The organism is Megasphaera hutchinsoni (genome assembly GCF_001553405.1).
In the GTDB taxonomy this organism is placed as follows: domain Bacteria; phylum Bacillota; class Negativicutes; order Veillonellales; family Megasphaeraceae; genus Megasphaera; species Megasphaera hutchinsoni.
Window position 1 is genome coordinate 50,706 of sequence record NZ_KQ960941.1, and the last position, 22,308, is coordinate 73,013.

Below are 22,308 nucleotides of genomic sequence, written 5' to 3' on the forward strand. Positions count from 1 at the left end.
GTGTGTAGTGCTCATTAGATATATTGTTCCTTTTGTGCTAGCATTAGTTATTTCCTATGCATTGACACCGAGTGTAAAGAAAATAGCCATTCGGGTCGGAGCAATTGATAAACCCAATGCTAGGAAGGTACATACCCATGTTATTCCACGATTAGGCGGAGTAGCTATTTTTATCGGTTTTATAGTAACAGTACTACTATTTGCTCCTTGGCAATCTGAATTGATAGGGATATTAATTGGTTGCACGGTTATTGTGGCGGTAGGTATTTGGGATGATATTTGTAATATTCCTGCTCGCACTAAACTGGTAGGGCAGATTATAGCCGCCTTAATTCCTGTTGCGAGTGGTATACAAATTGATTGGTTGAATAATCCGTTTGGTACGTTATGGGTATTACCTGAATTTATTGCTATTCCTCTTACGATATTTTGGATTATCGGGTTTACGAATACGGTGAATTTAATTGACGGATTAGATGGTTTAGCCGCAGGCGTTTCCGTTATTGCTTCGATTTCTATATTTTTTATAACGTATAGTATGGGACAAGATACACCAGCGTTACTTATCGCAGCTATTGCTGGAGCGGCGTTAGGCTTTTTGCAATATAATTTTAATCCTGCTAAAATTTTTATGGGCGATACGGGAAGTATGTTACTTGGATATACATTATCTGTAGCCGCTGTATTTGGTGTGGTTAAAACGGCAGCGACGGTGGCACTTGTGGTACCTATCATTGCATTAGGTGTACCTATTTTAGATACGCTCTTTGCTATTGTTCGCCGTAAAATGAGTGGAAAACCTGTATTTCAGCCGGACAAGGGCCATCTACACCATCGTTTATTAGCTTTGGGGCTTTCGCAAAAGCAAGTTGTGTTAATTATGTATTGCGTTAGTATTGCCTTAGGGATAGTCGCGTTATTTGTCGCTCATGTGGGATATAAAATAGGTATGGTCACGGTAATAATTGTTTTAGGGGTGATTATTTATTCAGCAAAGCGTATCGGCATTTTACAAAAAACAACGAATACGACGCATTTGAAGTAAAGCTGATCGAGGTAAGCAGTAGGAGGCATTTTTTATGATTAAGGTAATGACAGTTTTTGGTACGCGACCAGAAGCAATTAAAATGGCACCAGTGGTATTGGCGTTAAAGGCCTGTTCTGAACATATACAGACGGTCGTGACGGTAACGGCCCAACATCGACAAATGTTAGATCAGGTATTACACTTGTTTCATATTACCCCTGATTATGATTTAGATATCATGTCACAAGGGCAAACGTTGTATGATATTACAACGAAGGCGTTACAAGGATTACAAGTTGTGTTAGCAAAAGAAAAGCCTGACTTGGTTTTAGTACATGGCGATACGACGACTACGTTTGTAGGAGCTTTAGCCGCATATTATCAGAAAATTCCGGTTGGGCATGTAGAGGCAGGGCTACGTACGGGAAATATATATTCGCCATTTCCGGAAGAAATGAATCGAAAATTGACTGGGGCGATGGCGACCATGCATTTTGCACCTACGCTAACAGCAAAAGCGAATTTATTGCATGAAAATATACGTGATGATCAGATTTATGTAACGGGTAATACGGTTATTGACGCATTGATGAATACGGTATTATCTAGTTATACTTTTGCGGATCCTACATTACAACGCATTGACTTTCAGCATAAAAAAGTAATATTGGTAACGACGCATCGTCGTGAAAATTTAGGTGAGCCGATGCGACATATTTATAAAGCTCTTTATGCCGTTGTCAAAGAAAATGAACAAACGGAAATCATTTTCCCTGTACATAGAAACCCGGAAGTTCGAAAAGTGGTGGAAGAAGAATTAGCGGGAAAAGAACGGGTTCATTTGATTGAAACATTGGAATATGAGCCGTTTGTTAATGTTATGAGTCGGTGTAATTTGATCCTTACGGATTCCGGTGGCATTCAAGAAGAGGCCCCTGCGTTGGGAAAACCTGTATTGGTTTTGCGTGATACAACGGAACGTCCCGAAGCGGTAGAAGCGGGTACCGTACGGTTAATTGGGACGGATGAAAAGCGCGTATATAAGGAAACAATAAAACTTTTACATGATCAAAAAGCATATGATGCGATGCGGCATGCGATTAATCCCTATGGCGATGGAAAGGCAGCCGCCCGTATTTGTGATGCGATTTTGTTTGCATATCATATTCAAAAAGAAAGGCCTCATGAATTTGTTGGGGTGCGTTAAAAATTGTGCTTTTTCATTAAGATGATTGTTGATAACAGAAATTAAGTAGAAAATTAAATATCACAATTATATTTAGTTTTAATAATAAATATCAAAACAATACAAGATAAAAAATAAAAGCAGAAAACTTTTTATTACAAAGTATTTCTGTTTTTATTTTTTTTTATATTTAATAAAAAGAGAATATGCGAAGGGAGTGTTTCTTTTAGGAGAATTAAATTTTTTTTAGGGTTAGCTAGTGAAAATATTGATAACTAGAAGCGTTGATTTTAGAAATGTTCTATGCTAAGATAGCAATGATGGTTGTAAATACAAGATATATGAACCGGCATGTATTTATAGCCGATATTTGTCACGCCGTAGGAGGATAAAAACCTATGGAAAAAAAGAAAAAACAAACGGCTAATACAACTCAAAAAGGCAGAAGTGAATGGTTAGCTTTATGCATGACGATGAGTGCATTTGGATTTACGCTGTTTGGTTCTATTGGTATAGGCATTGCCTTAGGCTGTGTAATAGAACGCTATTTTCATATTAGTCCATGGGGAAGCATTAGCGGTGGCCTTTTCGGTTCCTTTTTTGGCTTTTATTCATTGTATAGACAAGCTATACGAGAAATTGAACGAGATGCGAAGGAAAAGAAGGGAGAAACCTAGTTGTGGAAGAGTTATTATACTATATTAAGCGAACACTATGGCAACTTGTGGCATTTACTTTGGTCGGTGCGGTGATTTTATATATCACCGGGTTGACATATATTGTGGCGGGCTGGTGTATTGGAAATCTTATCAACATGATTTATTTTGCCATGTTGGGAAGTCGTTCAGCACGAGCCATAAATTTACCGCCTGAACATGTAGTTCAATGCATTCGTGGGGGATTTGTAATACGTTTTTTGGTAATCTGCTTGGCAATGATTGTTATTGTTCATTTTCCTCAAATTCACTTAGGGGGTGTGATGGCAGGCTGCTTTTCGTATCGTATTATTATTTATATGGATGCAGTGTGGCAACATTTTCATGTACGGAAAAGAAAGGAGGCATAGCATATGGAAATGCATGCAGGACATCATTGGGTAGTTCAACTTCTGGGAATGCACGTCAACCTAGATACGATAATGGTGACCTGGTTGGTAGCTGTTATTGTCATACTTGTTTCGATCGGCACTACACGTGGTAGAGCGTTAGTTCCATCGGGAATGCAAAATGTGATGGAAATGGCAATTGAAGCGCTGATGACTCAATTTAAAGCCACCATAGGACCTAAGTATGGCCAAGTTGTTTCTGTATTATTGACGATGTTCTTTTTCATCTTTTTTGCTAATGAGTTAGGAATGATTCCAAGCCATGAGTTATTAGCATCGCCAACTACAGATTTAAATACTACGGTGGCATTAGCACTTATTACATCATTTTTAGTGCATATTTTGGCATTAAAAAATCATGGCGTAAAACGCTATTTTAAGCATTTTGTTGAGCCTTTTTACCCGTTCTTGATTATTAATATCATGGAAGAGTTTACAAAACCGATTACATTAGCATTTCGTCTGTTTGGTAATATTTTAGCTGGTGAAATCATGTTAGAAGTATTGTATTATTTAGTCCCCGCTGGTATTCCTATCGTGTGGATCGCATTTAGCTTAGTAATTGGTTTGATTCAAGCTTTTGTATTTACTATTTTAACGGCTGCTTATTTAGCACCATCAATTCAAGATTAAGAAAAAATATGTGGTTTGATAATTCGGGAGGTTATGTATCATGGAAAAAGCAATTGTAATAGCACTTACAGGATTAGGCGCTTTTATAGGTTTAGGTTTAGCGGCATTAGGCGCTGCTTTAGGGGATAGCCAAGCAGCAGCGAAGATGTTGGAAGGAACAGCTCGTCAACCTGAAATGGCGGGGAAATTGTTTATTAATATGTTGATTTCTATCGGCTTGATTGAATCTGTACCTATCATCATGGTAGTTATTGCTATTATTTTGGTATTCGCTAATCCGTTTGCAGCCATGTTCTAAGGTTGGCAAATTATGATATGCCATTGCGGTCAAGGAGGGAATACTGTTGGTTGATATTAATGGAACACTCATATTCCAATTCGTCAACTTTATCGTGTTGGTTTTAATTTTAGCTAAGTTTGCGTATAAGCCTTTATTAAAAGTAATGGAAGAACGGCGAGAACGTATTGAGACAGATTTGCACGAAGCCGCTCAAGCTAAAGAAGATGCAGCTCAACTAAAAGCAGATTATGAACAGCAATTACGAGATGCACGTGCACAAGCACAAGCGATTGTAGATAAAGCTGTAAAAGTGGCGGATCAAGAAGCTCAGGCACATGTACAAGCAATTCGTGAACAAATTGCTCGAGAAAAAGAAATCGCTCAAGCAGAAATTGTAAACGAACGTGAAATAGCATTGAAACAGATGCGACAAGAAGTAGTAACGCTGTCTATGGCTGTGGCAGAAAAACTACTCCATAAACATATCGATGATGACGTCAATGCAAAGTGGGTATCTGATTATTTAGATACATTGCCTAAACAAACAAAGGAAAGTTAATGATGATATCGGAAGCAGTGTATGAAAAATACAGCCAAGCTATGTTCGATATTGCGGCTGAACAACATCAGTTGGAAGCCATTGGAAATGATTTGCGGCAGATTCGAGATGTATGGCAAGAAAATGAAGATTTACGAAAATTCATTTGTCATCCTCTACTTACACCGCAGATAAAAAAAGATACGTTAAAAAGTATTTTTGCTGCCGAGGTAGCACCTATTGTCATGCAATTTTTATACGTCATGATTGATCGAAAACGGGAATCTGTTATTGCGTTAGCAATTGATGGGTTTATCGCTTTGGTAAGGCAAGCGCAAGGGATTGAAGTTGCTAAGGTACGGGTAGTTAAACCGCTTTCATCGGCAGAAGAAGAAAAATTGATAACCGGTTTAAAAGCACTAACAGGTAAGAAGATCGAAGTATTGTATTATACGGATCCATCTATTATTGGGGGGATTGTAGTGCAAATTGGTGATCGGTTAATTGATGGCAGTATAAAAAGGCAGTTACAAGATTTGCAACTGAAGCTATTGGATACTGACGCAGTAAATGAGGTGACGGACGAACCATGAACATGAAGCCAGAAGAAATTACGGCGATAATCAAAAAACAAATTCAAGATTATAATGTTGAAGTAAATGTGGATGATGTTGGTACCGTTCTAGAAGTTGGCGATGGTATTGCGCACATTTATGGATTAGATAAAGTTATGTCCGGGGAATTGCTGGAATTGCCTCATGGTGTAAAGGGGCTAGCATTAAACCTGGAAGAAGATAATGTTGGTGCTGTATTGCTTGGTAATGATGCAGAAATTAAGGAAGGCGATACAGTAAAGCGTACGGGAAAAGTTATGAGCGTTCCTGTAGGCGAAGAAATGATTGGACGTGTAGTAAATCCTTTAGGGATTCCAATTGACGGTAAAGGAGCAATTAATACTACCGAATCACGATTAATTGAAGTGACCGCTTCAGGGATTGCGGATCGGCAACCCGTAAAAGTTCCGTTACAAACAGGGTTAAAAGCAATTGATTCGATGGTGCCTATTGGACGCGGTCAACGTGAATTAATCATTGGTGACCGTGGTACAGGGAAAACGGCGATTGCTGTTGATACGATTTTGAATCAAAAAGATAGTGATGTTATTTGTGTATACGTAGCTATTGGTCAAAAAGCATCTACCGTAGCACGTGTTGTACGCACATTGGAAAAGCATGGAGCCTTAGGATACACGATTGTAGTGGCTGCGACTGCATCAGATGGGGCACCGTTGCAATATTTAGCACCTTATTCAGGTGTTTCCATTGCAGAATACTTTATGTATCAAGGTAAAGACGTATTATGTGTGTACGATGATTTATCAAAACATGCTCAAGCGTATCGGGCAATGAGTTTGTTATTACGTCGTCCACCAGGACGTGAAGCGTATCCGGGCGATGTTTTTTACCTACATTCTCGGTTATTGGAACGGGCTGCGAAGTTGTCTGATGAATTAGGTGGTGGATCTATTACGGCATTACCTATTATTGAAACATTGGCAGGCGATTTATCTGCATATGTTCCGACAAATGTTATTTCTATTACGGATGGACAGATTTTCTTGGAAACAGAAGCGTTTAACGCTGGGATTCGCCCCGCTATTAATGTTGGTTTGTCTGTATCACGTGTTGGTGGTTCGGCCCAGATTAAAGCGATGAAGAAAATTGCCGGAACCTTGCGCTTAGATTTAGCACAGTATCGTGAATTGGCAGCATTTGCACAGTTTGGCTCAGATTTGGATAAAAGCACAAAGGCACAAATTGATAAGGGCGAACGGACAATGCAATTGTTGATTCAGCCGCAATATAAACCGATGAGCGTTGAAGATCAGGTATTGCAAATTTATTTGGCTGTCCATGATTATTTAATGCCCGTGCAGGTAAAAGAAGTAGCTGCTTTTGCAAATGGATTTATTTCTTTCATGCATAGTAATTATCCAGAAGTAGGAGAAAGTATTAAAAACACGAAAGAACTCGGTAAGGAAGCAGAAGACACTCTTTGTAAGGCGATTGAAGAATATACTAAGCAGTATGGTGCTTCTCATGAACTCATTAAAGAGGGGGAATAAGCTATGCCGAGTGCACGTGAAATAAATAGACGTATAAAATCCGTCAAAAATACACAGCAGATTACCAAAGCAATGAAGATGGTATCTTCTGTACGACTGCGCCGTGCACAAGAACGAGCTTTGGCAACAGCTCCGTATATTGCAAAGTTAGAAGGAATGCTAAAGCGTGTATCTGCGGCAGGTAGTAGCGATAATCCGTTATTGCAAGCTCGCAGTGAGATAAAGAAAATTTGTTATTTGGTGGTTGGCGCAGATAAGGGGTTGGCAGGTGCTTTTAATGCGAATCTTAATAAGGCGATGGCTGCTTCTATTACAACGCAGCCAAGAGAATCTTTTGTTTTGTTTGTAGTAGGGAGAAAGCCTAATGAATATTTGCAACATTTGCATATTACGGCAGATAAATATTGGAGTGGTTTTTCTGATAAACCCAGCTATACGGATGCAAAAGAGATGGCGCAAGCTGCGACAGAATTATTTCTTCAGGGCAAAGTCGATGCAGTTAAAATCATTTATACGCACTTTAAATCGGCATTAACCCAAGAAGTAACAACCATGGATATGTTGCCCTTGGCAGCTCCAAAAAGCGAAAAGCAGGGACCACAAGAGGAATATTTATTTATTCCTGAACCACAGTCTGTATTAAAAAATTTATTGCCTCAATATTTAGATATGATGGTGTATAATAGTTTGTTACAGTCTGCAGCTAGTGAATTAGGCGCACGGATGACGGCTATGACATCAGCTACCGATAATGCGGGTGAGTTGATTGAAAAATTAACCGTGAATTATAACAAAGTACGCCAAGCTGGAATTACAAATGAATTAACAGAAATTGTTAGTGGAGCCAATGCTCTGAAATAAAGAGTGGCCGTAAGAAAAGAAAGAGAGGAGAGCCTCTTCATGAGTAATAACATTGGAAAAGTAGTACAGGTTATCGGCCCGGTTATTGACGTGCGATTTGCTTCTGAAGCAGATTTGCCTGCTATTTATAATGCTATCCGTATTACTGGCGGAAGCGGTGAACGGGCTATTGATTTAATTGTAGAAGTTATGCAACATTTGGGCGATGATGTTGTGCGCTGTGTAGCGATGAGCTCTACGGACGGGGTTGTTCGTGGAATGGCAGCAGAAGATACGGGAAGCCCTATTAAAGTACCTGTAGGAGCAGGTGTGTTAGGACGCATTTTTAATGTTTTAGGACAAGCGGTAGATAAAGTTGATAAACCAGTAGAAGCACAGGAATATTGGCCAATTCATCGTACGGCACCTAAGTTTGAAGATCAGTCAACGGGAACCGAAATTTTGGAAACGGGTATTAAAGTAGTTGATTTGATCGCTCCATATGCGAAAGGCGGTAAAATTGGCTTGTTCGGTGGTGCTGGTGTTGGAAAAACGGTTTTAATCATGGAATTGATTCATAATGTAGCTACGGAACATGGTGGTTATTCTGTTTTCACTGGTGTTGGTGAACGTACCCGTGAAGGTAATGACTTATGGAACGAAATGAAGGAATCTGGCGTTATTAGTAAAACTGCACTTGTATATGGACAAATGAATGAACCACCAGGAGCACGTATGCGTGTAGGCTTAACAGGTCTTACGATGGCAGAATATTTCCGTGATAAAGAACACCAAGATGTGTTGTTATTTATTGATAACATTTTCCGGTTCATTCAAGCTGGTTCAGAAGTTTCGGCTCTGTTGGGTCGTATTCCTTCGGCCGTTGGATATCAACCTACGTTAGGGACAGACGTAGGGGCATTACAAGAACGTATTACTTCAACTAAGAATGGATCTATTACATCGGTTCAAGCGGTATATGTACCAGCCGATGACTTGACAGACCCTGCACCAGCGGCAACGTTTGCACATTTGGATGCAACTACTGTATTATCACGGCAAATTGCTGAATTAGGTATTTATCCGGCCGTTGATCCTTTGGATTCAACATCACGTATTTTGGATCCGAATGTAATAGGAGAAGACCATTATAATACGGCTCGTGAAGTACAAGCTATTTTGCAGAAATATAATGATTTACAAGATATTATTGCTATTCTCGGTATCGATGAATTGTCAGAAGACGATAAATTGACGGTTGCAAGAGCAAGAAAAATTCAACGTTTCTTGAGTCAACCGTTTGCCGTTGCTGAACAGTTTACGGGACAACCAGGACGTTATGTACCATTAAAGGATACAATTGCCGGCTTTAAGAAAATCCTTTCTGGTGATTGTGATGATATGCCAGAACAAGCCTTTTATATGGTCGGAAATATCGAGGAAGCATATGAAAAGGCCAAGACTCTGAAAGGAGAATAGGCAATGTCTGAAACCAAGAAAACATTGCAGTTGGAAGTGATTACGCCAGATGCAGTGGTACTACAAGAAAAGGTAGATTTTATTATTGCTAGGGCTTTAGATGGAGATATTGGTATTTTACCAGGACATACCGCGATGATAAGTGCACTGGATATTCAAGAATTTTCATATGATCAAGATGGGACTAGACATATTTTGGCTGTTTCCGCGGGGTTTTTGGAAGTTCATGATGATGTGGTTACTATTTTGACTCCCGCCGCAGAACGACCGACAGATATTGATCTTTCTAGAGCTAATAGTGCTAAAGACAGAGCAGAACACCGGTTACAGGATAAGAAAGATTCGGATATTGATGTAGCTAGAGCAGAACTTGCTTTGAAACGGGCATTATGTCGGATACATGTAGTTAATCATTATCGAGGGCAATAAAGTCTTAGTATAGAATGCTAAAATTGGTGATCAAAAAATGTTAAGTAAAGCGGTTTATTGCGTGCATGTTTAGTCAATAGACCGCTTTTATTTTTGCTAAAAGTTTGTGGGGAAATTTTTTTATAAGAAATCATAATTTTCTTTTTTGTTAATTCTTTATTGATGCGAGTTTATGTGTTGAAAATAGTATTGATAAGATAAAATACTTAATACATGTGATTTGTTTGGTCTTTTGGAACTTTATTTAGGGTTTGAAAAGAAGACCAAAAAAGTATATAATTAATTAAAAATGAAGAAGGAGGAAATTATGAAATCTATTAGTGATTATGACATTTTAATTACCATATTACGTGATGATAAGACGATTGAAGAGCAGGTAAAAGCGACGGCTACCTCACCTAATTTGACCATGCTGGTGGATACCTATGTGGTGCATGGAGAGCATCCGCAGATCCGTTTTTTAGAAGTAAAAACGGATGATGAAGGAAAAGTAGATTTTCAGACAGTTCGCCATGTGCGAATAAAACAAGAAGATGTAGACGAATTAAATCGTTTATTACGGGAAGCCGGTAAATTTAAAGAATCTGTTAAGTCTACATTACATCCAATTTAACTAGGAGAACGGCTTAGCCGTTCTTGGTTATTTGGGTAGGGAAAATAATAAAGGGGTTATGTATAAGGAGAGGGTATTATGAAATCGATTAAAGATTATGATGTATTTATTTCTATTCAGCATAAAGATCAACCGATTCACGAACAGATAAAAATAACAGCGACAGCACCGCACAAGAAAATTTTAGTAGACACGTTTCGTGTAAATGGAGAAGAAGATCGTTTCTTAGAAATCTGTTCAGGTGATGATGGGAAGCCGGATTTTACGACACTTCGGCATGTTCGATTAGATGAAGATAGTATAAAAGAAGCGAATAAGGCCCTTATTATAAGTGGAACTATTTATACGAAAGAATAAGTGTATTGAATTAGTAAATGATATAAAAAAATCTCTTACCCCGTAAATTTGGGATGTAAGAGATTTTTTTGTACAGTTTATGTGATGGGAAAAATAAAAGGATTACACATTAATAGCGTTTTAGGCAATATTCACCCTTCATACATGAAGGGTGAATATTATCATTCCGGTAATTCATCGGGTGATGCACAAAAAATAAAATTAGGATTTCGCTCGGCAATCCAGTTCGATTGCCATTCATTTGTAATGAGTAATACTAGGCGTTGTTTATGATCTTTTACTAACATTGCACTATCGACATTTTTTAATTCTGTATAATCGTGATCGATAGAGGTGAACCAACGAGCTACTGTATATGGTAAGGGATTCATTTCTAGGATAACGCCATACTCATGTTCTAGCCGATAGGACAGCACTTCAAATTGTAATTGACCTACGGCACCGACAATATAACTATCCATCGATGCAAGGTTTTCATAAATTTGGACAGCACCTTCTTGTGCGAGTTGAGTCATACCTTTTAGAAATTGTTTCTTTTTCATAGAGTCTTTGGCACGGATACGGGAAAATAATTCGGGCGGGAAAGTAGGGAAATCTTTGAATGTTACTTTTTTCTTTCCGCTATACAAGGTATCGCCGACCCCTAAGGTCCCCGTATCGAATACGCCGATAATATCCCCGGGATAGGCATTTTCTACTAAGGTTCGTTCGGTTGCTAAAAATTGTTGGGGCTGTGTTAAACGGATTGATTTACCTGATTGTCTATGGGTGACGGTCATGTTTTTTTGGAACATGCCTGAGCAAATACGCATAAACACAATCCGATCATGGTGATGAGGATTCATATTGGCTTGAATTTTAAAAACGAAAGAAGTAAATTCTTCTGATTCAGGCATAACATCCCCTTCTAAAGCATGTCGAGGTTGGGGTTTAGGTGCCATGGATAGAAACGATTCCAAAAAGGGTTTTACGCCAAAATTGGTCATTGCTGAGCCAAAAAATAGTGGCGTAAGTTCGCCTTTTTTTACTTTTTCCATATCAAAACTATCACCAGCCATGTCTAATAATTCAATGTCGTCGATGAGTCCTTGATGAACTTCTTCGTCAAGTAATTCTTTGAAGATGGGATCGGCGGCAGAACCTTTGGTAGAAGCGAGTTTACGTTGACCATGTGTGGTATCTTTTTCAAATAATTCGATTGAAGCGGTAGCACGATCGTAAATTCCTTGGTAATTACCATTTAACCCAATGGGCCAATTGATAGGATAGGCGTGAATGCCTAAAATAGATTCAATTTCATCCATTAAATCAAAAGGATTTCGTCCAAAGTGATCTATCTTATTGATAAATGTAAAAATAGGAATGTGTCGTTCTTTGCATACTTTGAATAGTTTTTTTGTTTGGGCTTCTACCCCTTTTGCAACATCAATGAGCATTACCGCACTATCTGCAGCCATGAGTGTACGGTACGTATCTTCACTGAAGTCTTGATGTCCTGGGGTATCTAAAATATTTACATGATGACCGTTATAATCAAATTGAAGCACCGAGCTGGTAACAGATATGCCACGTTGTTTTTCGATTTCCATCCAGTCTGAAACGGCGTGTTTTGTCGTTTTGCGTGCTTTTACGGAACCAGCTAAATGAATAGCACCACCATATAAAAGTAGTTTTTCTGTTAAGGTCGTTTTCCCTGCATCGGGATGGGAAATAATAGCAAAGGTACGACGTGAATTTATTGCATCAAGAAAAGACATATTACACCTCAATTTATGAATAAAAGCAAAATATACATAGGTAATTATATAAGTTTTTTTTATCTTATGCAAGATTAAGGTTATATCGGATATATTTTAGCTTAAAAAAGAAAAAAGTGGAAAAATGTATGTGATTGTGTATAATAGATAAAGAGTAGATACAGTATATTGGTATTTATACCGATAACGTCTATTTGAGGAGGGATATTGTGATTATTACTAGAGAAACGGACTATGCAATTCGCATTTTACGTGCTCTGGCTAGGTCAGATTTAAAAAGTATTCGAGAAATATGTGAAACTGAATATATGCCACAACAATTTGCCTATAAAATAGCAAAAAAATTAGAAATTGCTGGGTTGATTGAGGTTATTCGAGGAGCCCAAGGGGGCTGCCGGTTAAAAAAAGATTTGCATGAAATTACGTTATGGGAAGTTATTCATGTGATGGATCGTGAAAATATGGTTACCTCCTGTTTGAATGATTCCTTTGTTTGTATGTATCGGGATACTTATGATAATTGTGTGATGCATGAATCGTTGTGTGAAGTGCAAGACCATATTGAAGCATATTTAAAAACATTAACGATTTATGATTTGGTGTTTGTTCATTCTCGTGATAAATAATGTTATGTGGAGTTGTTTTTTGTTTCATGTTAGTTTATAAAAGTAGCTATTTTATATATTATAAGATGTAGGAAGATGTAGGGGTAAAAAGAGAAAGAATATAACTATTTTGTTATATTCTTTCTCTTCTGTTTATGGGGGATAGAACGTAGAAATATTTTTCTTATTAGTAAGAGTTGTATTATAATGAAGGGGAGACAGACAGGAGGGGGTATGGTATGGTTCAGTTTATTACGGCAAAACAAGCAGCGAGTTTGTTACATGACGGGGATGTTGTTGCCATGAGTGGGTATGGTAAATTTGGTACAGCCGATGCTATTTTACAAGCTATTCAAGAGCGATATGAGTGTAGGCATGAGCCTAAGCGAATGACGTTAGTTAAAGTGGCGAGTGCGGGCGATGGACAAATGCGGGGTGGCAATAGATTAGCGGCACCAGGATTATTGGAAAAAGTCATTACGAGTCATATTGGCTTTGAACCTAAATTAGCCGAAACAATAAGTAAAAATCAGTGTTTGGCGTATTTGCTTCCGGCAGGTACGATTCTTCGCTTATATCGTTCGCAGACGTTAGGTGAAAAAGGTTTTTTGACAACCGTAGGGTTAAATACAACTGTTGATCCGCGTCAAGAAGGTGGATGTGGTAATGAGCGAACAGAACAACAGGGGAATAATCTTGCTTCTGTTGTATCCATTGCAGGAAAAGAATATTTATATTATGCGACTTTTCCTATACAAATAGGTATTATTCGAGGCTCTATTGCCGATGAAAAGGGGAATGTTTCATTAGTACATGAACAGATGATTGGCGAACAGTTGGAAATTGCTATGGCCGTAAAACAAAGTGGCGGCGTGGTTATGGTGCAAGTGGAAGAGGTGGTTAGACAGGGGACACTAGAAGCCCGGCAAGTAGCTATCCCTAGTCATTTGGTAGATTACATTACAGTGGTAAAAGATTCAGCTGATGAAGCCTGTGTGGAAAGAAAACGGACAGCGGAAAAAGTTTCGGTTATGCCGATGACCGCACGAAAAATTTGTGCGAGAAGAGCGGTCATGGAAATTAAGAGCAATCAATTTGTTAATTTAGGAATTGGTATGCCTGAAAGTCTTGCAAGTATTATGGAAGAAGAAGGACTTACGAAACAGTGCATCTTGGCAGCAGATTCAGGTGTTATTGGGGGGACACAGCAATCGGGAATTGCTATGGGGAGTGCAATTCATCCTGAATCTGTTATGCCTATGGTGGATATGATGGCATTATGTAATGGTGGGGGGTTAGACGTTTGTGTGTTAGGGTTAGCGGAAACGGATCGCGATGGTAATATCAATGTGTCTCGCTTTAATGGTCGTATGGTAGGACCGGGGGGCTTTATTGATCTGACGATGCAGACGAAAAATCTTATTTTTTTAGGCACCTTTACGGCATCTGGTTTGGCTATACAGTGTCACGATGGAAAATTATCTATTGTGCAGGAAGGTCTATATAATAAATTTAAAACAAAAGTGGAACAGGTCACTTTTTCAGGAAAAAGGGCAAGGGACAGACGGCAAAAAGTATTATGCATTACAGAACGAGCTGTGTTTGCTCTTGCTGATAATGGGTGGAGATTAGATGAGATTGCTCCCGGAATTGATGTGCGGCAACATATTTTTCCTTTTATTGATTTTCCTATTGCGATTAATCCGGATTTAAAGGAAATGGATGCACGTATTTTTGCCGAAGGAAAAATGGGATTTGTTTTAGGTAGGCATAAGGAGAGTTAAAGTCTATTTTTATAGCGAAAATGAAAAAACTACTTCGTGTTATATGAAGTAGTTTTTTTATTTATGGACCTGTTACCGGCATGGTGGTGCTTGCAACGTAGGTAGATATTGTATTTCTTGGCAATCATATGTTAAGGTACCGGCCGTTATATTTTGTAGATTTTTTCGTAGTATATTCACTTGATTTATAGAAATTTGCAGTGAAAAGGTTACTTTATCCGTAAATATTCGCTCGCGAATGGTTATCTTATTATCTATACAATATTGTTCAACTATACCGATATAAGGATAAGTTAGTGTAATATTAGCTATTTCAAAAGGTGCATAAGTGGCAATAGTAGCATTTTCGATCCCTAAGGATACGGTATGACTATAGGCACGAATAAGTCCTGCGGCACCTAATTTAATGCCACCAAAATAGCGTGTAACAATAGCAACGGTATTAGTTAACTGATGTTGTTTTAATACTTCTAGTATAGGTTTTCCGGCCGTTCCTGATGGCTCTCCATCATCGGAAGAGCGTTGATATTTTCTATCGCTGCCAATACAATAGGCAAAGCAGTTGTGTCGTGCATCGTAGTATTGCTTTTTACAGGATTGGATTTGTGCTAGTCCTTTTTCTTCTGTATCTACTTGGGCAAGTGTAACAATGAAACGTGATTTTTTTATAATATATTCTGCGTTGGCTATGCCGTAGATTGATTTATATACGGGGAACACTGCGGCCTCCTATAATGATTTTTTGGGTTTGGGCATAGCGGGGGATATATGTAATAATATTTCAACGGCATGTTGCTCTTCTGGCGATAAATAGTGTAATGCCTGTAAAATACGGTGATCTTGAGGTGATAAAAAAGTACAATCATCATATTGCGAATCCGTATGTTTTTCTTGACAATATATACCAGGTCTGCCTAAGAGCTTGCAAATAGGAATTTGAAAAAAATCAGCTAGTTTTAATAGGAGGGAAATGTCGGGGGTGTACAATTCAGATTCCCATGCATATACGGCTTGTTTAGACATTCCGAACATAGCTCCTAATTCTTGCTGTGTTAAGCCTTTTTGTTTTCGATAAAATTTTATTTGCTGCCCAATTGTCATGAGGTAACCACTTCCTAAATGAATGTAAGAGTATAGTTATTATGCGATTACATTATAATATGAATATAAATGTACGTCAAATAAAGATGAGATTACATGTTATTATAACAATTTATTTATAATAATGATAATAATATAGTGAATAATATATTCTAATAGATGAAAGTAATGCTAAGGTTCAGAGAAAAAGGCGATTAATAATTGCTGCAATAAGCACTGATCTTCTAAGCTCATTACTTCTCGTGCTGAATGCATTGACAAAATAGGAATACCGATATCCATTCCTCGTATGGATAGTGTCGTAGAAAGTGCGGAACCGAGGGTAGAGCCACCGGGGATGTCATTTCTATTGACAAAGTATTGATAAGGTATTTGGTATTTTTGACATAAACCGCGAATAATGGCCAATGCTTCTGCATCTCCTACATAAGCTTGACTGCAGGCTGTTTTTAAGGCAGGCCCTTTGCCTAAGAGGGGACGATGTGTTGGGTCGTGTTTTTCCGGTAGATTAGGATGAACGGCATGAGCGACATCAACAGATAATAGAAAACCCGAATGCAAGGCATGTAAGTAGTTTTCATGGGTATAGCCTAAATAGTGATAAATTTGTTTTAGCAGATGTGGTATTGCCGTAGATGCGGCCCCTTGCTTTGTGCGATTGCCGACTTCTTCGTTATCAAATAAGATTGCCACGTGAATACCGTCACTCGCTTTACTTTCGATTAAGCCCATTAAGCAGCCATAGGAAGATGTTAGGTTATCAAGCCTGGGGGCAGAGAGTAATTCGTTATGCAGTCCCAATAAACATCCTTCTTCTGTTGGATATAAAGAAAGATCATAGGATAATATTTCTTCTTTGGGAACATCTATATACGCTGCTAAAAAGGATAGAAATGATTCGGTTTCTGTTATTTTTAAACCATATAAGGGGAGCAGATGAAGCTGGGGATTTTGTATTACGCCGTCATTGGTTTGACGATTTAAGTGAATGGCTAAACGGGGGATAATGCAAAAGGGGGTTTTATAGTCGATAAATTGAACCGTCGGCTGAAATATATTTTTTCCTTTGACTATTATTTTTCCAGCAAATGAAAGGGGTCTATCTAGCCAAGATTCGCGAATAAGACCGCCGTAAACTTCTACATTCAATTTTAGATAGTCTTCTGTAATCATATGCGAAAGCGGTTTTATACGCAAGCACGGGGAGTCTGTGTGTGCAGCGGCTATGCGAAGATTATGTAAAGGTGATTTACCAATGGTAAAGGCAAGTAAAGTCGAATCATATAGGCGAATATAGTAGGTGCCGCCTGTGGTTATAGTCCAAGGCATATGCGGTGACAGTTCGGTAAAACCTGCTGCTGCCAGCATGGCGGTTCCCGTATTTACAGTATGAAAAGGTGAAGTAGAAGTATGAATAAAGGAGAGTAAGCCTGTAGCAATTTTATTCATTAAAATCATTCCTTTCTTTATTACGTGATGCATTTATTATACCATAGGTAATTGGTAGTTAAATCAGTATGTAGGAAAGGGAGAAATATAAAAATTTTTTTGACTTTTTGACCAAAAGAGGCTTTTTTGGCTTAAAATCTATTGACAAATAAAAATGTAAATGATATCTTATATATGTAGTTATTAGCACTCTTATTCGAAGAGTGCTAATACAAACTATTAAAGCTGAGGTGGTGGATATGGCTTTAGATGAACGAAAACGTCGTATTTTACAGGCGATTGTTCAAGACTATATCACATCAGCCGAGCCTGTGGGTTCTCGAACCATTGCGAGAAAGTACGATTTGGGGGTAGGGGCCGCGACCATACGAAATGAAATGTTTGATTTAGAGATTCAAGGTTATTTGAAACAGCCGCATGCTTCGGCAGGAAGAATTCCATCGGTTAAAGGTTATCGGTTCTATGTAGATTGCTTATTAGAACCGAAAACGATTTTACCAGAAGAACAAAAAATGGTAGAAGATTGGATTCGCAGTCGAATGAATGGGATGGATCAAATCTTTAGCTCGACAGCTAAGGTGTTAGCTGAAATTACACATAATGCAATTTTTGTTATGGCGTCACAACAGGAGCAGGCGCGGTTAAAGTATATTCGGTTTTTGCCATTAGATGAACGAAGAGCTATTATGCTTGTTGTTACAGATTCTGGACATGTTGAAAATTGCTTGTATGCTAAACCTGAAAAGGTTTCTCTAGACGATTTAAATCGTTTGGCCGTACATTTGACACGGTATTTGGCAGGAAAGACGATGAGTGAAATTGATTTGCCCACGTTGGAGAATATTCGTGATGTCGTGATTGACGATCCTGCATTATATCGTAATGCTTTCGCATCGTTAGAACAAGCTTTGAAAAAGAATCATCGTGTTTATAAAGAAGGTACCTTGGAACTTTTTGATAAGCCTGAATTTAGAGATGTGCATAAAGCTAAAAATTTACTGGTTTCATTAGAGGAACAGGATGTAGTAAATCATTTATTTGTAGGGAAGTCAGAAGATAGTGGAATGGTAACCGTGCGTATTGGCGAGGAAGTAAAATTGCCGCCTATACAGGAGTGTAGTGTTATTGAGGCTACCTTTACAGCGGGGAACGATGTTATTGGCAAAATTGCTGTCTTGGGACCAACCCGTATGGAATATGCTCGGATTATTGGACTATTGAATTTTATGAAAGAGCATATGAAACAAATTTTAATACAATATGAGCAAGAAAAATAGGAGGTTACAGACAGGATGAGCGAAGAAGAAAAAGATAGAATAGAAGAAAATAATCATGCTGCGACAGAAGAACACAATATGGATAACCAGCAAGATATGCCGCAAGAAGCATCAGAAGAACAGGTAACCGAAAAGCATGATGAAAACGATTTATCTAAACTGGAAGCCACTGCTCATGCATTAGAAGAAGAAAAACAACGGTATATGCGGTTGCAAGCTGATTTTGCTAATTATAAAAAAAGAACAGTTGGGGAAAAACAACAACTCTCCGAATTAATCAAGGCAGAAATATTACTTTCTATTTTACCTGTAGTGGATAATTTTGAACGAGCATTGCAACATCCATCAGAACAGATTGGTGAAGAAGTAAAATCGTTTGTTGATGGATATGATATGATTTATAAACAGTTGATTGGTATTTTAGAAAAAGCGGGCGTTACGAAAATGCAGCCAGTTGGACAACCTTTTGATCCGCAATATCATCAAGCCGTTAGTCGTGTAGCGGTGGCAGAAAAGGAAAATGATACGATTGCAGAAGTGTTACAAGAAGGGTATTTGTTGGGTGATAAAACGTTGCGTCCGGCAATGGTAAAAGTAGTATATAATGGATAATTTAGTGAATATAGAGGAGGAACTATTATGAGCAAGGTAATTGGTATTGATTTAGGTACAACAAATTCGGTAGTAGCAGTTATGGAAGGGGGAGAACCTACCGTTATTACGAACGCTGAAGGATCTCGTTTAACTCCATCCGTTGTGGGCTTTTCTAAAACAGGGGAACGATTAGTAGGGCAATTAGCTAAGCGTCAGGCTGTGTCTAATCCGGAAAATACAATCGCATCTATTAAACGTCACATGGGTGAAGATTATAAAGTAAATATAAATGATAAACAATATACACCACAGGAAATTTCCGCTATGGTTTTGCAAAAGTTGAAAGAGGATGCAGAAAGCTATTTAGGTGAAAAAGTTACACAAGCGGTTATTACAGTTCCTGCATATTTTTCGGATAGTCAACGTCAAGCAACGAAAGACGCCGGTAAGATTGCTGGTTTAGATGTATTGCGTATTGTTAACGAACCAACGGCAGCCGCATTAGCATATGGTTTGGATAAAGGCGGCGATGGCAAAATTTTGGTATTTGACTTAGGCGGTGGCACGTTTGATGTTTCTATTTTGGAATTAGGTGACGGCGTATTTGAAGTTAAAGCTACGAATGGTAATACCCATCTTGGTGGGGATGATTTTGATAACGCAGTTATGAATTGGATGATTCAAGAATTTAAAGGTCAAACTGGAATTGATTTATCTCAAGATAAAATGGCTGAACAACGGTTAAAAGAAGCAGCTGAAAAAGCTAAGATTGAATTATCAACCGTTATGACCACGAATATTAATCTTCCCTTCGTTACAGCCGATGCAACGGGACCGAAGCACATGGATTTGAATTTAACGCGGGCTAAGTTTAATGAATTGACTGAATCGTTGGTACATGCAACAATGGAACCGACTCGTAAGGCTATTCAAGATTCAGGTTTATCAATTGATGAAATTGATAAAATCATTTTGGTAGGTGGTTCGAGTCGTATTCCCGCAGTTCAAGATGCTATTAAATCAATTTTGGGTAAAGAACCAAGTAAAGGCGTTAATCCGGATGAATGTGTAGCTATTGGTGCAGCGATTCAGGCGGGTGTTTTAGTTGGTGATGTAAAAGACGTATTATTGTTGGATGTAACTCCGTTGTCACTAGGGATTGAAACGTTAGGCGGCGTATTTACTAAGATTATTGACCGCAATACGACGATTCCTACATCGGGAAGTCAGGTATTCTCTACGGCTGCCGATAATCAACCTTCCGTAGATATTCATGTATTGCAAGGTGAACGTGAAATGGCAGCAGATAATAAATCGTTAGGCCGTTTTGAACTTTCGGGTATTCCAGCGGCACCGCGTGGAGTGCCTAAGATTGAAGTTACATTTAATATTGATGCCAATGGTATTGTTAATGTAACGGCAAAAGATTTGGGTACAGGAAAAGAACAAAAAATTACGATTACATCAAAGACCAACTTAGATCAAAGTGAAATTGATCGCATGGTTAAAGAAGCAGCTGCTCATGAAGCGGAAGATAAAAAACGGAAGGAAGCAATTGAAGTAAAAAATAATGCTGATTCGTTAATTTATCAGGCTGAAAAGACGATTAAAGAATTAGGCGATAAAGCAGATCAAACGAAAGTTGATGCGATTAAAGAAAAAATTGCAAGCTTAAAAGAAGCTATCAATACGGATGATGTAGACAAAATTAAGAGTGCATCGGAAGAATTGACGAAGCCGTTATATGAATTGTCAAGTGAAATGTATAAAGAAGCAGCTGAACAACAGCAAGCACAGGCACAACAAGATAGTGCACAAGCACAATCGCATGAAAATGATGAAAATGTAGTTGATGCAGATTACACTGTTGTTGATGATGATAAAAAATAATTGCAATATAAAAGGGGTTTCCCACGATGAGTAAAAAAGATTATTATGAAGTATTAGGGGTATCTAAATCGGCTAGTGAAGCCGATATAAAAAAAGCATTCCGTAAATTGGCTATTAAATATCACCCTGATAAAAATCGGGATAATCCTAAAGCAGCAGAAGAAAAATTTAAAGAAATCAATGAAGCGTATAGTGTATTGTCTGATCCCAATAAACGAGAACAATATGATCGCTTTGGACCAGATGCATTTCAAAATGGAAATGCATCTGGTGCAGGCGGCTTTGGCGGCTTTGGTGGTTTTGGACAAGGCGGCTTTGGGGGCTTTAGTCAGGGTGGTTTTGGTTTTGAAGATATTTTTGATAACTTTTTTGGTGGTCAAGGTAGAACCCAGCAAAATGGCCCCCAACGCGGATCAGATTTGCGGTTTGATGTAACGATTTCGTTTAAGCAGGCTGTTTTTGGTACAGAGTTGGATATTCAAGTTCCGAAGGAAGATACATGTAGTACATGTAAAGGTACTGGTGCAGCACCCGGATCGACAGTCGAAACGTGTTCGCATTGTCGAGGCACAGGACAGGAACGGGTTGTACAAAATACACCCTTTGGACAGATGGTAAATGTCAGAACGTGTAAACATTGCGATGGTACAGGAAAAATAATCAAAAAGAAATGTGCTACTTGCCATGGAACGGGCATTATGCGTGTGAGGAAGAAATTGAAAATTACCATACCTGCTGGTGTTGATTCGGGAGCACGTCTGCGTGTTGCGGGTGAAGGCGAACCGGGTATTCGTGGTGGCGGACATGGTGATTTATACGTATATATTTTAGTACGTAAGGATGCTGATTTTATACGTGATGGAAATAATATTATTTCGGAAGAAACGATTTCATTTGCACAAGCGGCATTGGGTGCAACCACGCGTGTACGTACGTTGGAAGGCTGGGTTGATCTTACGATTCCAGTAGGTACACAAAATGGTATGATTTTGCGTATTCCCAATAAGGGTGTCCCTGTTTTAGGTTCACGTAATCGTAGAGGAGATCATCATGTACGGATACGTGTAGCCGTACCTAAAAAACTTACGGAAGAACAAAAAGAAAAATTAAAAGAATTTGCTTGTGCGTGCGGTGAAGCGTGGGCACAGGGAAATAAAACAGATGCAGTTGATACAAAAAAGAAAGAGGATACTTCTAAAAAAAAAAGGGATTTTGGAGTAAACTAAAAGATAAATTATG

The 22,308-nt window shown here is 38.5% G+C and carries 24 protein-coding genes; 20 read left to right on the forward strand and 4 right to left on the reverse strand.

Annotated elements, in window-relative coordinates:
• Positions 1–7: 7 nt before the first annotated feature.
• The 14 genes from HMPREF3182_RS03385 to HMPREF3182_RS03450 all read left to right on the forward strand — a co-directional run bounded on the left by HMPREF3182_RS03385 (position 8) and on the right by HMPREF3182_RS03450 (position 10,612).
• A complete protein-coding gene (locus HMPREF3182_RS03385) occupies positions 8–1,045 on the forward strand; it encodes a glycosyltransferase family 4 protein (protein WP_007392485.1) in 1,038 nt (345 codons plus the stop codon).
• Between the two features lie 34 nt (positions 1,046–1,079).
• On the forward strand, positions 1,080–2,234 hold the full coding sequence (wecB, locus tag HMPREF3182_RS03390; RefSeq protein WP_062485462.1) for a non-hydrolyzing UDP-N-acetylglucosamine 2-epimerase: 1,155 nt from the start codon (positions 1,080–1,082) through the stop codon (positions 2,232–2,234).
• 377 nt (positions 2,235–2,611) lie between these two features.
• Positions 2,612–2,890: an AtpZ/AtpI family protein gene (locus HMPREF3182_RS03395; RefSeq protein ID WP_007393113.1), complete on the forward strand. Its 279-nt coding sequence runs from the start codon at positions 2,612–2,614 to the stop codon at positions 2,888–2,890.
• Positions 2,891–2,892: 2 nt separating this feature from the next.
• Complete coding sequence (locus HMPREF3182_RS03400; RefSeq protein ID WP_007393095.1) at positions 2,893–3,279, forward strand: ATP synthase subunit I; 387 nt, start codon at positions 2,893–2,895, stop codon at positions 3,277–3,279.
• A gap of 3 nt (positions 3,280–3,282) precedes the next feature.
• Positions 3,283–3,951 (forward strand): F0F1 ATP synthase subunit A, encoded by a 669-nt coding sequence (atpB, locus tag HMPREF3182_RS03405; RefSeq protein ID WP_007393103.1) that lies wholly within the window; start codon positions 3,283–3,285, stop codon positions 3,949–3,951.
• A gap of 40 nt (positions 3,952–3,991) precedes the next feature.
• A complete protein-coding gene (atpE, locus tag HMPREF3182_RS03410; protein ID WP_007393126.1) occupies positions 3,992–4,249 on the forward strand; it encodes a F0F1 ATP synthase subunit C in 258 nt (85 codons plus the stop codon).
• Between the two features lie 46 nt (positions 4,250–4,295).
• A complete protein-coding gene (atpF, locus tag HMPREF3182_RS03415) occupies positions 4,296–4,790 on the forward strand; it encodes a F0F1 ATP synthase subunit B (protein ID WP_007393127.1) in 495 nt (164 codons plus the stop codon).
• On the forward strand, positions 4,790–5,362 hold the full coding sequence (locus tag HMPREF3182_RS03420; protein ID WP_007393077.1) for a F0F1 ATP synthase subunit delta: 573 nt from the start codon (positions 4,790–4,792) through the stop codon (positions 5,360–5,362). The genes atpF and HMPREF3182_RS03420 overlap by 1 nt, the downstream gene beginning before the upstream one ends.
• A complete protein-coding gene (gene atpA / locus HMPREF3182_RS03425; RefSeq protein WP_007393096.1) occupies positions 5,359–6,894 on the forward strand; it encodes a F0F1 ATP synthase subunit alpha in 1,536 nt (511 codons plus the stop codon). Before HMPREF3182_RS03420 ends, atpA begins: the two co-directional genes overlap by 4 nt.
• 3 nt (positions 6,895–6,897) lie before the next feature.
• On the forward strand, positions 6,898–7,755 hold the full coding sequence (gene atpG / locus HMPREF3182_RS03430; protein ID WP_062485464.1) for an ATP synthase F1 subunit gamma: 858 nt from the start codon (positions 6,898–6,900) through the stop codon (positions 7,753–7,755).
• Between the two features lie 39 nt (positions 7,756–7,794).
• Positions 7,795–9,213, forward strand: a complete 1,419-nt coding sequence (atpD, locus tag HMPREF3182_RS03435) for a F0F1 ATP synthase subunit beta (RefSeq protein ID WP_007393130.1) — start codon at positions 7,795–7,797, stop codon at positions 9,211–9,213.
• Between the two features lie 3 nt (positions 9,214–9,216).
• The gene (locus HMPREF3182_RS03440) at positions 9,217–9,642 is read left to right on the forward strand and encodes a F0F1 ATP synthase subunit epsilon (protein WP_007393114.1); all 426 of its coding nucleotides are present in this window, start codon (positions 9,217–9,219) and stop codon (positions 9,640–9,642) included.
• A 307-nt stretch (positions 9,643–9,949) separates the two neighbouring features.
• Positions 9,950–10,255: a hypothetical protein gene (locus tag HMPREF3182_RS03445; protein ID WP_007393094.1), complete on the forward strand. Its 306-nt coding sequence runs from the start codon at positions 9,950–9,952 to the stop codon at positions 10,253–10,255.
• Between the two features lie 78 nt (positions 10,256–10,333).
• Positions 10,334–10,612 (forward strand): hypothetical protein, encoded by a 279-nt coding sequence (locus HMPREF3182_RS03450; RefSeq protein WP_062485466.1) that lies wholly within the window; start codon positions 10,334–10,336, stop codon positions 10,610–10,612.
• A gap of 161 nt (positions 10,613–10,773) precedes the next feature.
• Here the strand turns inward: HMPREF3182_RS03450 and HMPREF3182_RS03455 are convergent, their stop codons facing one another.
• Positions 10,774–12,369, reverse strand: a complete 1,596-nt coding sequence (locus HMPREF3182_RS03455; protein ID WP_007393093.1) for a peptide chain release factor 3 — start codon at positions 12,367–12,369, stop codon at positions 10,774–10,776.
• Between the two features lie 209 nt (positions 12,370–12,578).
• Here HMPREF3182_RS03455 and HMPREF3182_RS03460 point away from each other — a divergent pair, with 209 nt between their 5' ends.
• Both HMPREF3182_RS03460 and HMPREF3182_RS03465 read left to right on the forward strand, forming a co-directional pair.
• Complete coding sequence (locus HMPREF3182_RS03460; RefSeq protein ID WP_007393109.1) at positions 12,579–12,995, forward strand: RrF2 family transcriptional regulator; 417 nt, start codon at positions 12,579–12,581, stop codon at positions 12,993–12,995.
• Positions 12,996–13,213: 218 nt separating this feature from the next.
• Positions 13,214–14,758 (forward strand): CoA-transferase, encoded by a 1,545-nt coding sequence (locus tag HMPREF3182_RS03465; RefSeq protein WP_062485468.1) that lies wholly within the window; start codon positions 13,214–13,216, stop codon positions 14,756–14,758.
• 72 nt (positions 14,759–14,830) lie between these two features.
• Here HMPREF3182_RS03465 and HMPREF3182_RS03470 read toward each other — a convergent pair whose 3' ends face one another.
• From HMPREF3182_RS03470 to HMPREF3182_RS03480, 3 genes are all read right to left on the reverse strand, one after another.
• A complete protein-coding gene (locus HMPREF3182_RS03470) occupies positions 14,831–15,478 on the reverse strand; it encodes a YigZ family protein (RefSeq protein ID WP_062485470.1) in 648 nt (215 codons plus the stop codon).
• Positions 15,479–15,487: 9 nt separating this feature from the next.
• On the reverse strand, positions 15,488–15,859 hold the full coding sequence (locus HMPREF3182_RS03475) for a helix-turn-helix transcriptional regulator (protein WP_007393099.1): 372 nt from the start codon (positions 15,857–15,859) through the stop codon (positions 15,488–15,490).
• 171 nt (positions 15,860–16,030) lie between these two features.
• Positions 16,031–17,308, reverse strand: coding sequence for a M18 family aminopeptidase (locus tag HMPREF3182_RS03480; RefSeq protein ID WP_062485472.1), 1,278 nt, complete (start codon positions 17,306–17,308; stop codon positions 16,031–16,033).
• 239 nt (positions 17,309–17,547) lie between these two features.
• Between HMPREF3182_RS03480 and hrcA the strand changes: the two genes are divergently transcribed.
• Genes hrcA through dnaJ form a run of 4 tightly spaced genes read left to right on the forward strand, consistent with a single transcriptional unit; the run spans position 17,548 to position 22,295 of the window.
• On the forward strand, positions 17,548–18,585 hold the full coding sequence (gene hrcA, locus HMPREF3182_RS03485; protein WP_007393134.1) for a heat-inducible transcriptional repressor HrcA: 1,038 nt from the start codon (positions 17,548–17,550) through the stop codon (positions 18,583–18,585).
• A 15-nt stretch (positions 18,586–18,600) separates the two neighbouring features.
• Entirely contained in the window at positions 18,601–19,197 is a 597-nt protein-coding gene (gene grpE, locus HMPREF3182_RS03490; protein WP_062485474.1) for a nucleotide exchange factor GrpE, read from the forward strand.
• Positions 19,198–19,224: 27 nt separating this feature from the next.
• A complete protein-coding gene (gene dnaK / locus HMPREF3182_RS03495; RefSeq protein ID WP_062485476.1) occupies positions 19,225–21,069 on the forward strand; it encodes a molecular chaperone DnaK in 1,845 nt (614 codons plus the stop codon).
• Positions 21,070–21,095: 26 nt separating this feature from the next.
• Complete coding sequence (dnaJ, locus tag HMPREF3182_RS03500) at positions 21,096–22,295, forward strand: molecular chaperone DnaJ (RefSeq protein WP_062485478.1); 1,200 nt, start codon at positions 21,096–21,098, stop codon at positions 22,293–22,295.
• Positions 22,296–22,308: the final 13 nt, after the last annotated feature.

Coding starts and splice junctions, on each gene's coding strand:
- wecB (WP_062485462.1), top strand. CDS start 1,080: ATGATTAAGGTAATGACAGTTTTTGGTACGCGACCAGAAGCAATTAAA.
- HMPREF3182_RS03395 (WP_007393113.1), top strand. CDS start 2,612: ATGGAAAAAAAGAAAAAACAAACGGCTAATACAACTCAAAAAGGCAGA.
- atpB (WP_007393103.1), top strand. CDS start 3,283: ATGGAAATGCATGCAGGACATCATTGGGTAGTTCAACTTCTGGGAATG.
- atpE (WP_007393126.1), top strand. CDS start 3,992: ATGGAAAAAGCAATTGTAATAGCACTTACAGGATTAGGCGCTTTTATA.
- HMPREF3182_RS03420 (WP_007393077.1), top strand. CDS start 4,790: ATGATGATATCGGAAGCAGTGTATGAAAAATACAGCCAAGCTATGTTC.
- atpA (WP_007393096.1), top strand. CDS start 5,359: ATGAACATGAAGCCAGAAGAAATTACGGCGATAATCAAAAAACAAATT.
- atpG (WP_062485464.1), top strand. CDS start 6,898: ATGCCGAGTGCACGTGAAATAAATAGACGTATAAAATCCGTCAAAAAT.
- atpD (WP_007393130.1), top strand. CDS start 7,795: ATGAGTAATAACATTGGAAAAGTAGTACAGGTTATCGGCCCGGTTATT.
- HMPREF3182_RS03440 (WP_007393114.1), top strand. CDS start 9,217: ATGTCTGAAACCAAGAAAACATTGCAGTTGGAAGTGATTACGCCAGAT.
- HMPREF3182_RS03445 (WP_007393094.1), top strand. CDS start 9,950: ATGAAATCTATTAGTGATTATGACATTTTAATTACCATATTACGTGAT.
- HMPREF3182_RS03450 (WP_062485466.1), top strand. CDS start 10,334: ATGAAATCGATTAAAGATTATGATGTATTTATTTCTATTCAGCATAAA.
- HMPREF3182_RS03455 (WP_007393093.1), bottom strand. CDS start 12,369: ATGTCTTTTCTTGATGCAATAAATTCACGTCGTACCTTTGCTATTATT.
- HMPREF3182_RS03465 (WP_062485468.1), top strand. CDS start 13,214: ATGGTTCAGTTTATTACGGCAAAACAAGCAGCGAGTTTGTTACATGAC.
- HMPREF3182_RS03475 (WP_007393099.1), bottom strand. CDS start 15,859: ATGACAATTGGGCAGCAAATAAAATTTTATCGAAAACAAAAAGGCTTA.
- HMPREF3182_RS03480 (WP_062485472.1), bottom strand. CDS start 17,308: ATGAATAAAATTGCTACAGGCTTACTCTCCTTTATTCATACTTCTACT.
- hrcA (WP_007393134.1), top strand. CDS start 17,548: ATGGCTTTAGATGAACGAAAACGTCGTATTTTACAGGCGATTGTTCAA.
- grpE (WP_062485474.1), top strand. CDS start 18,601: ATGAGCGAAGAAGAAAAAGATAGAATAGAAGAAAATAATCATGCTGCG.
- dnaK (WP_062485476.1), top strand. CDS start 19,225: ATGAGCAAGGTAATTGGTATTGATTTAGGTACAACAAATTCGGTAGTA.
- dnaJ (WP_062485478.1), top strand. CDS start 21,096: ATGAGTAAAAAAGATTATTATGAAGTATTAGGGGTATCTAAATCGGCT.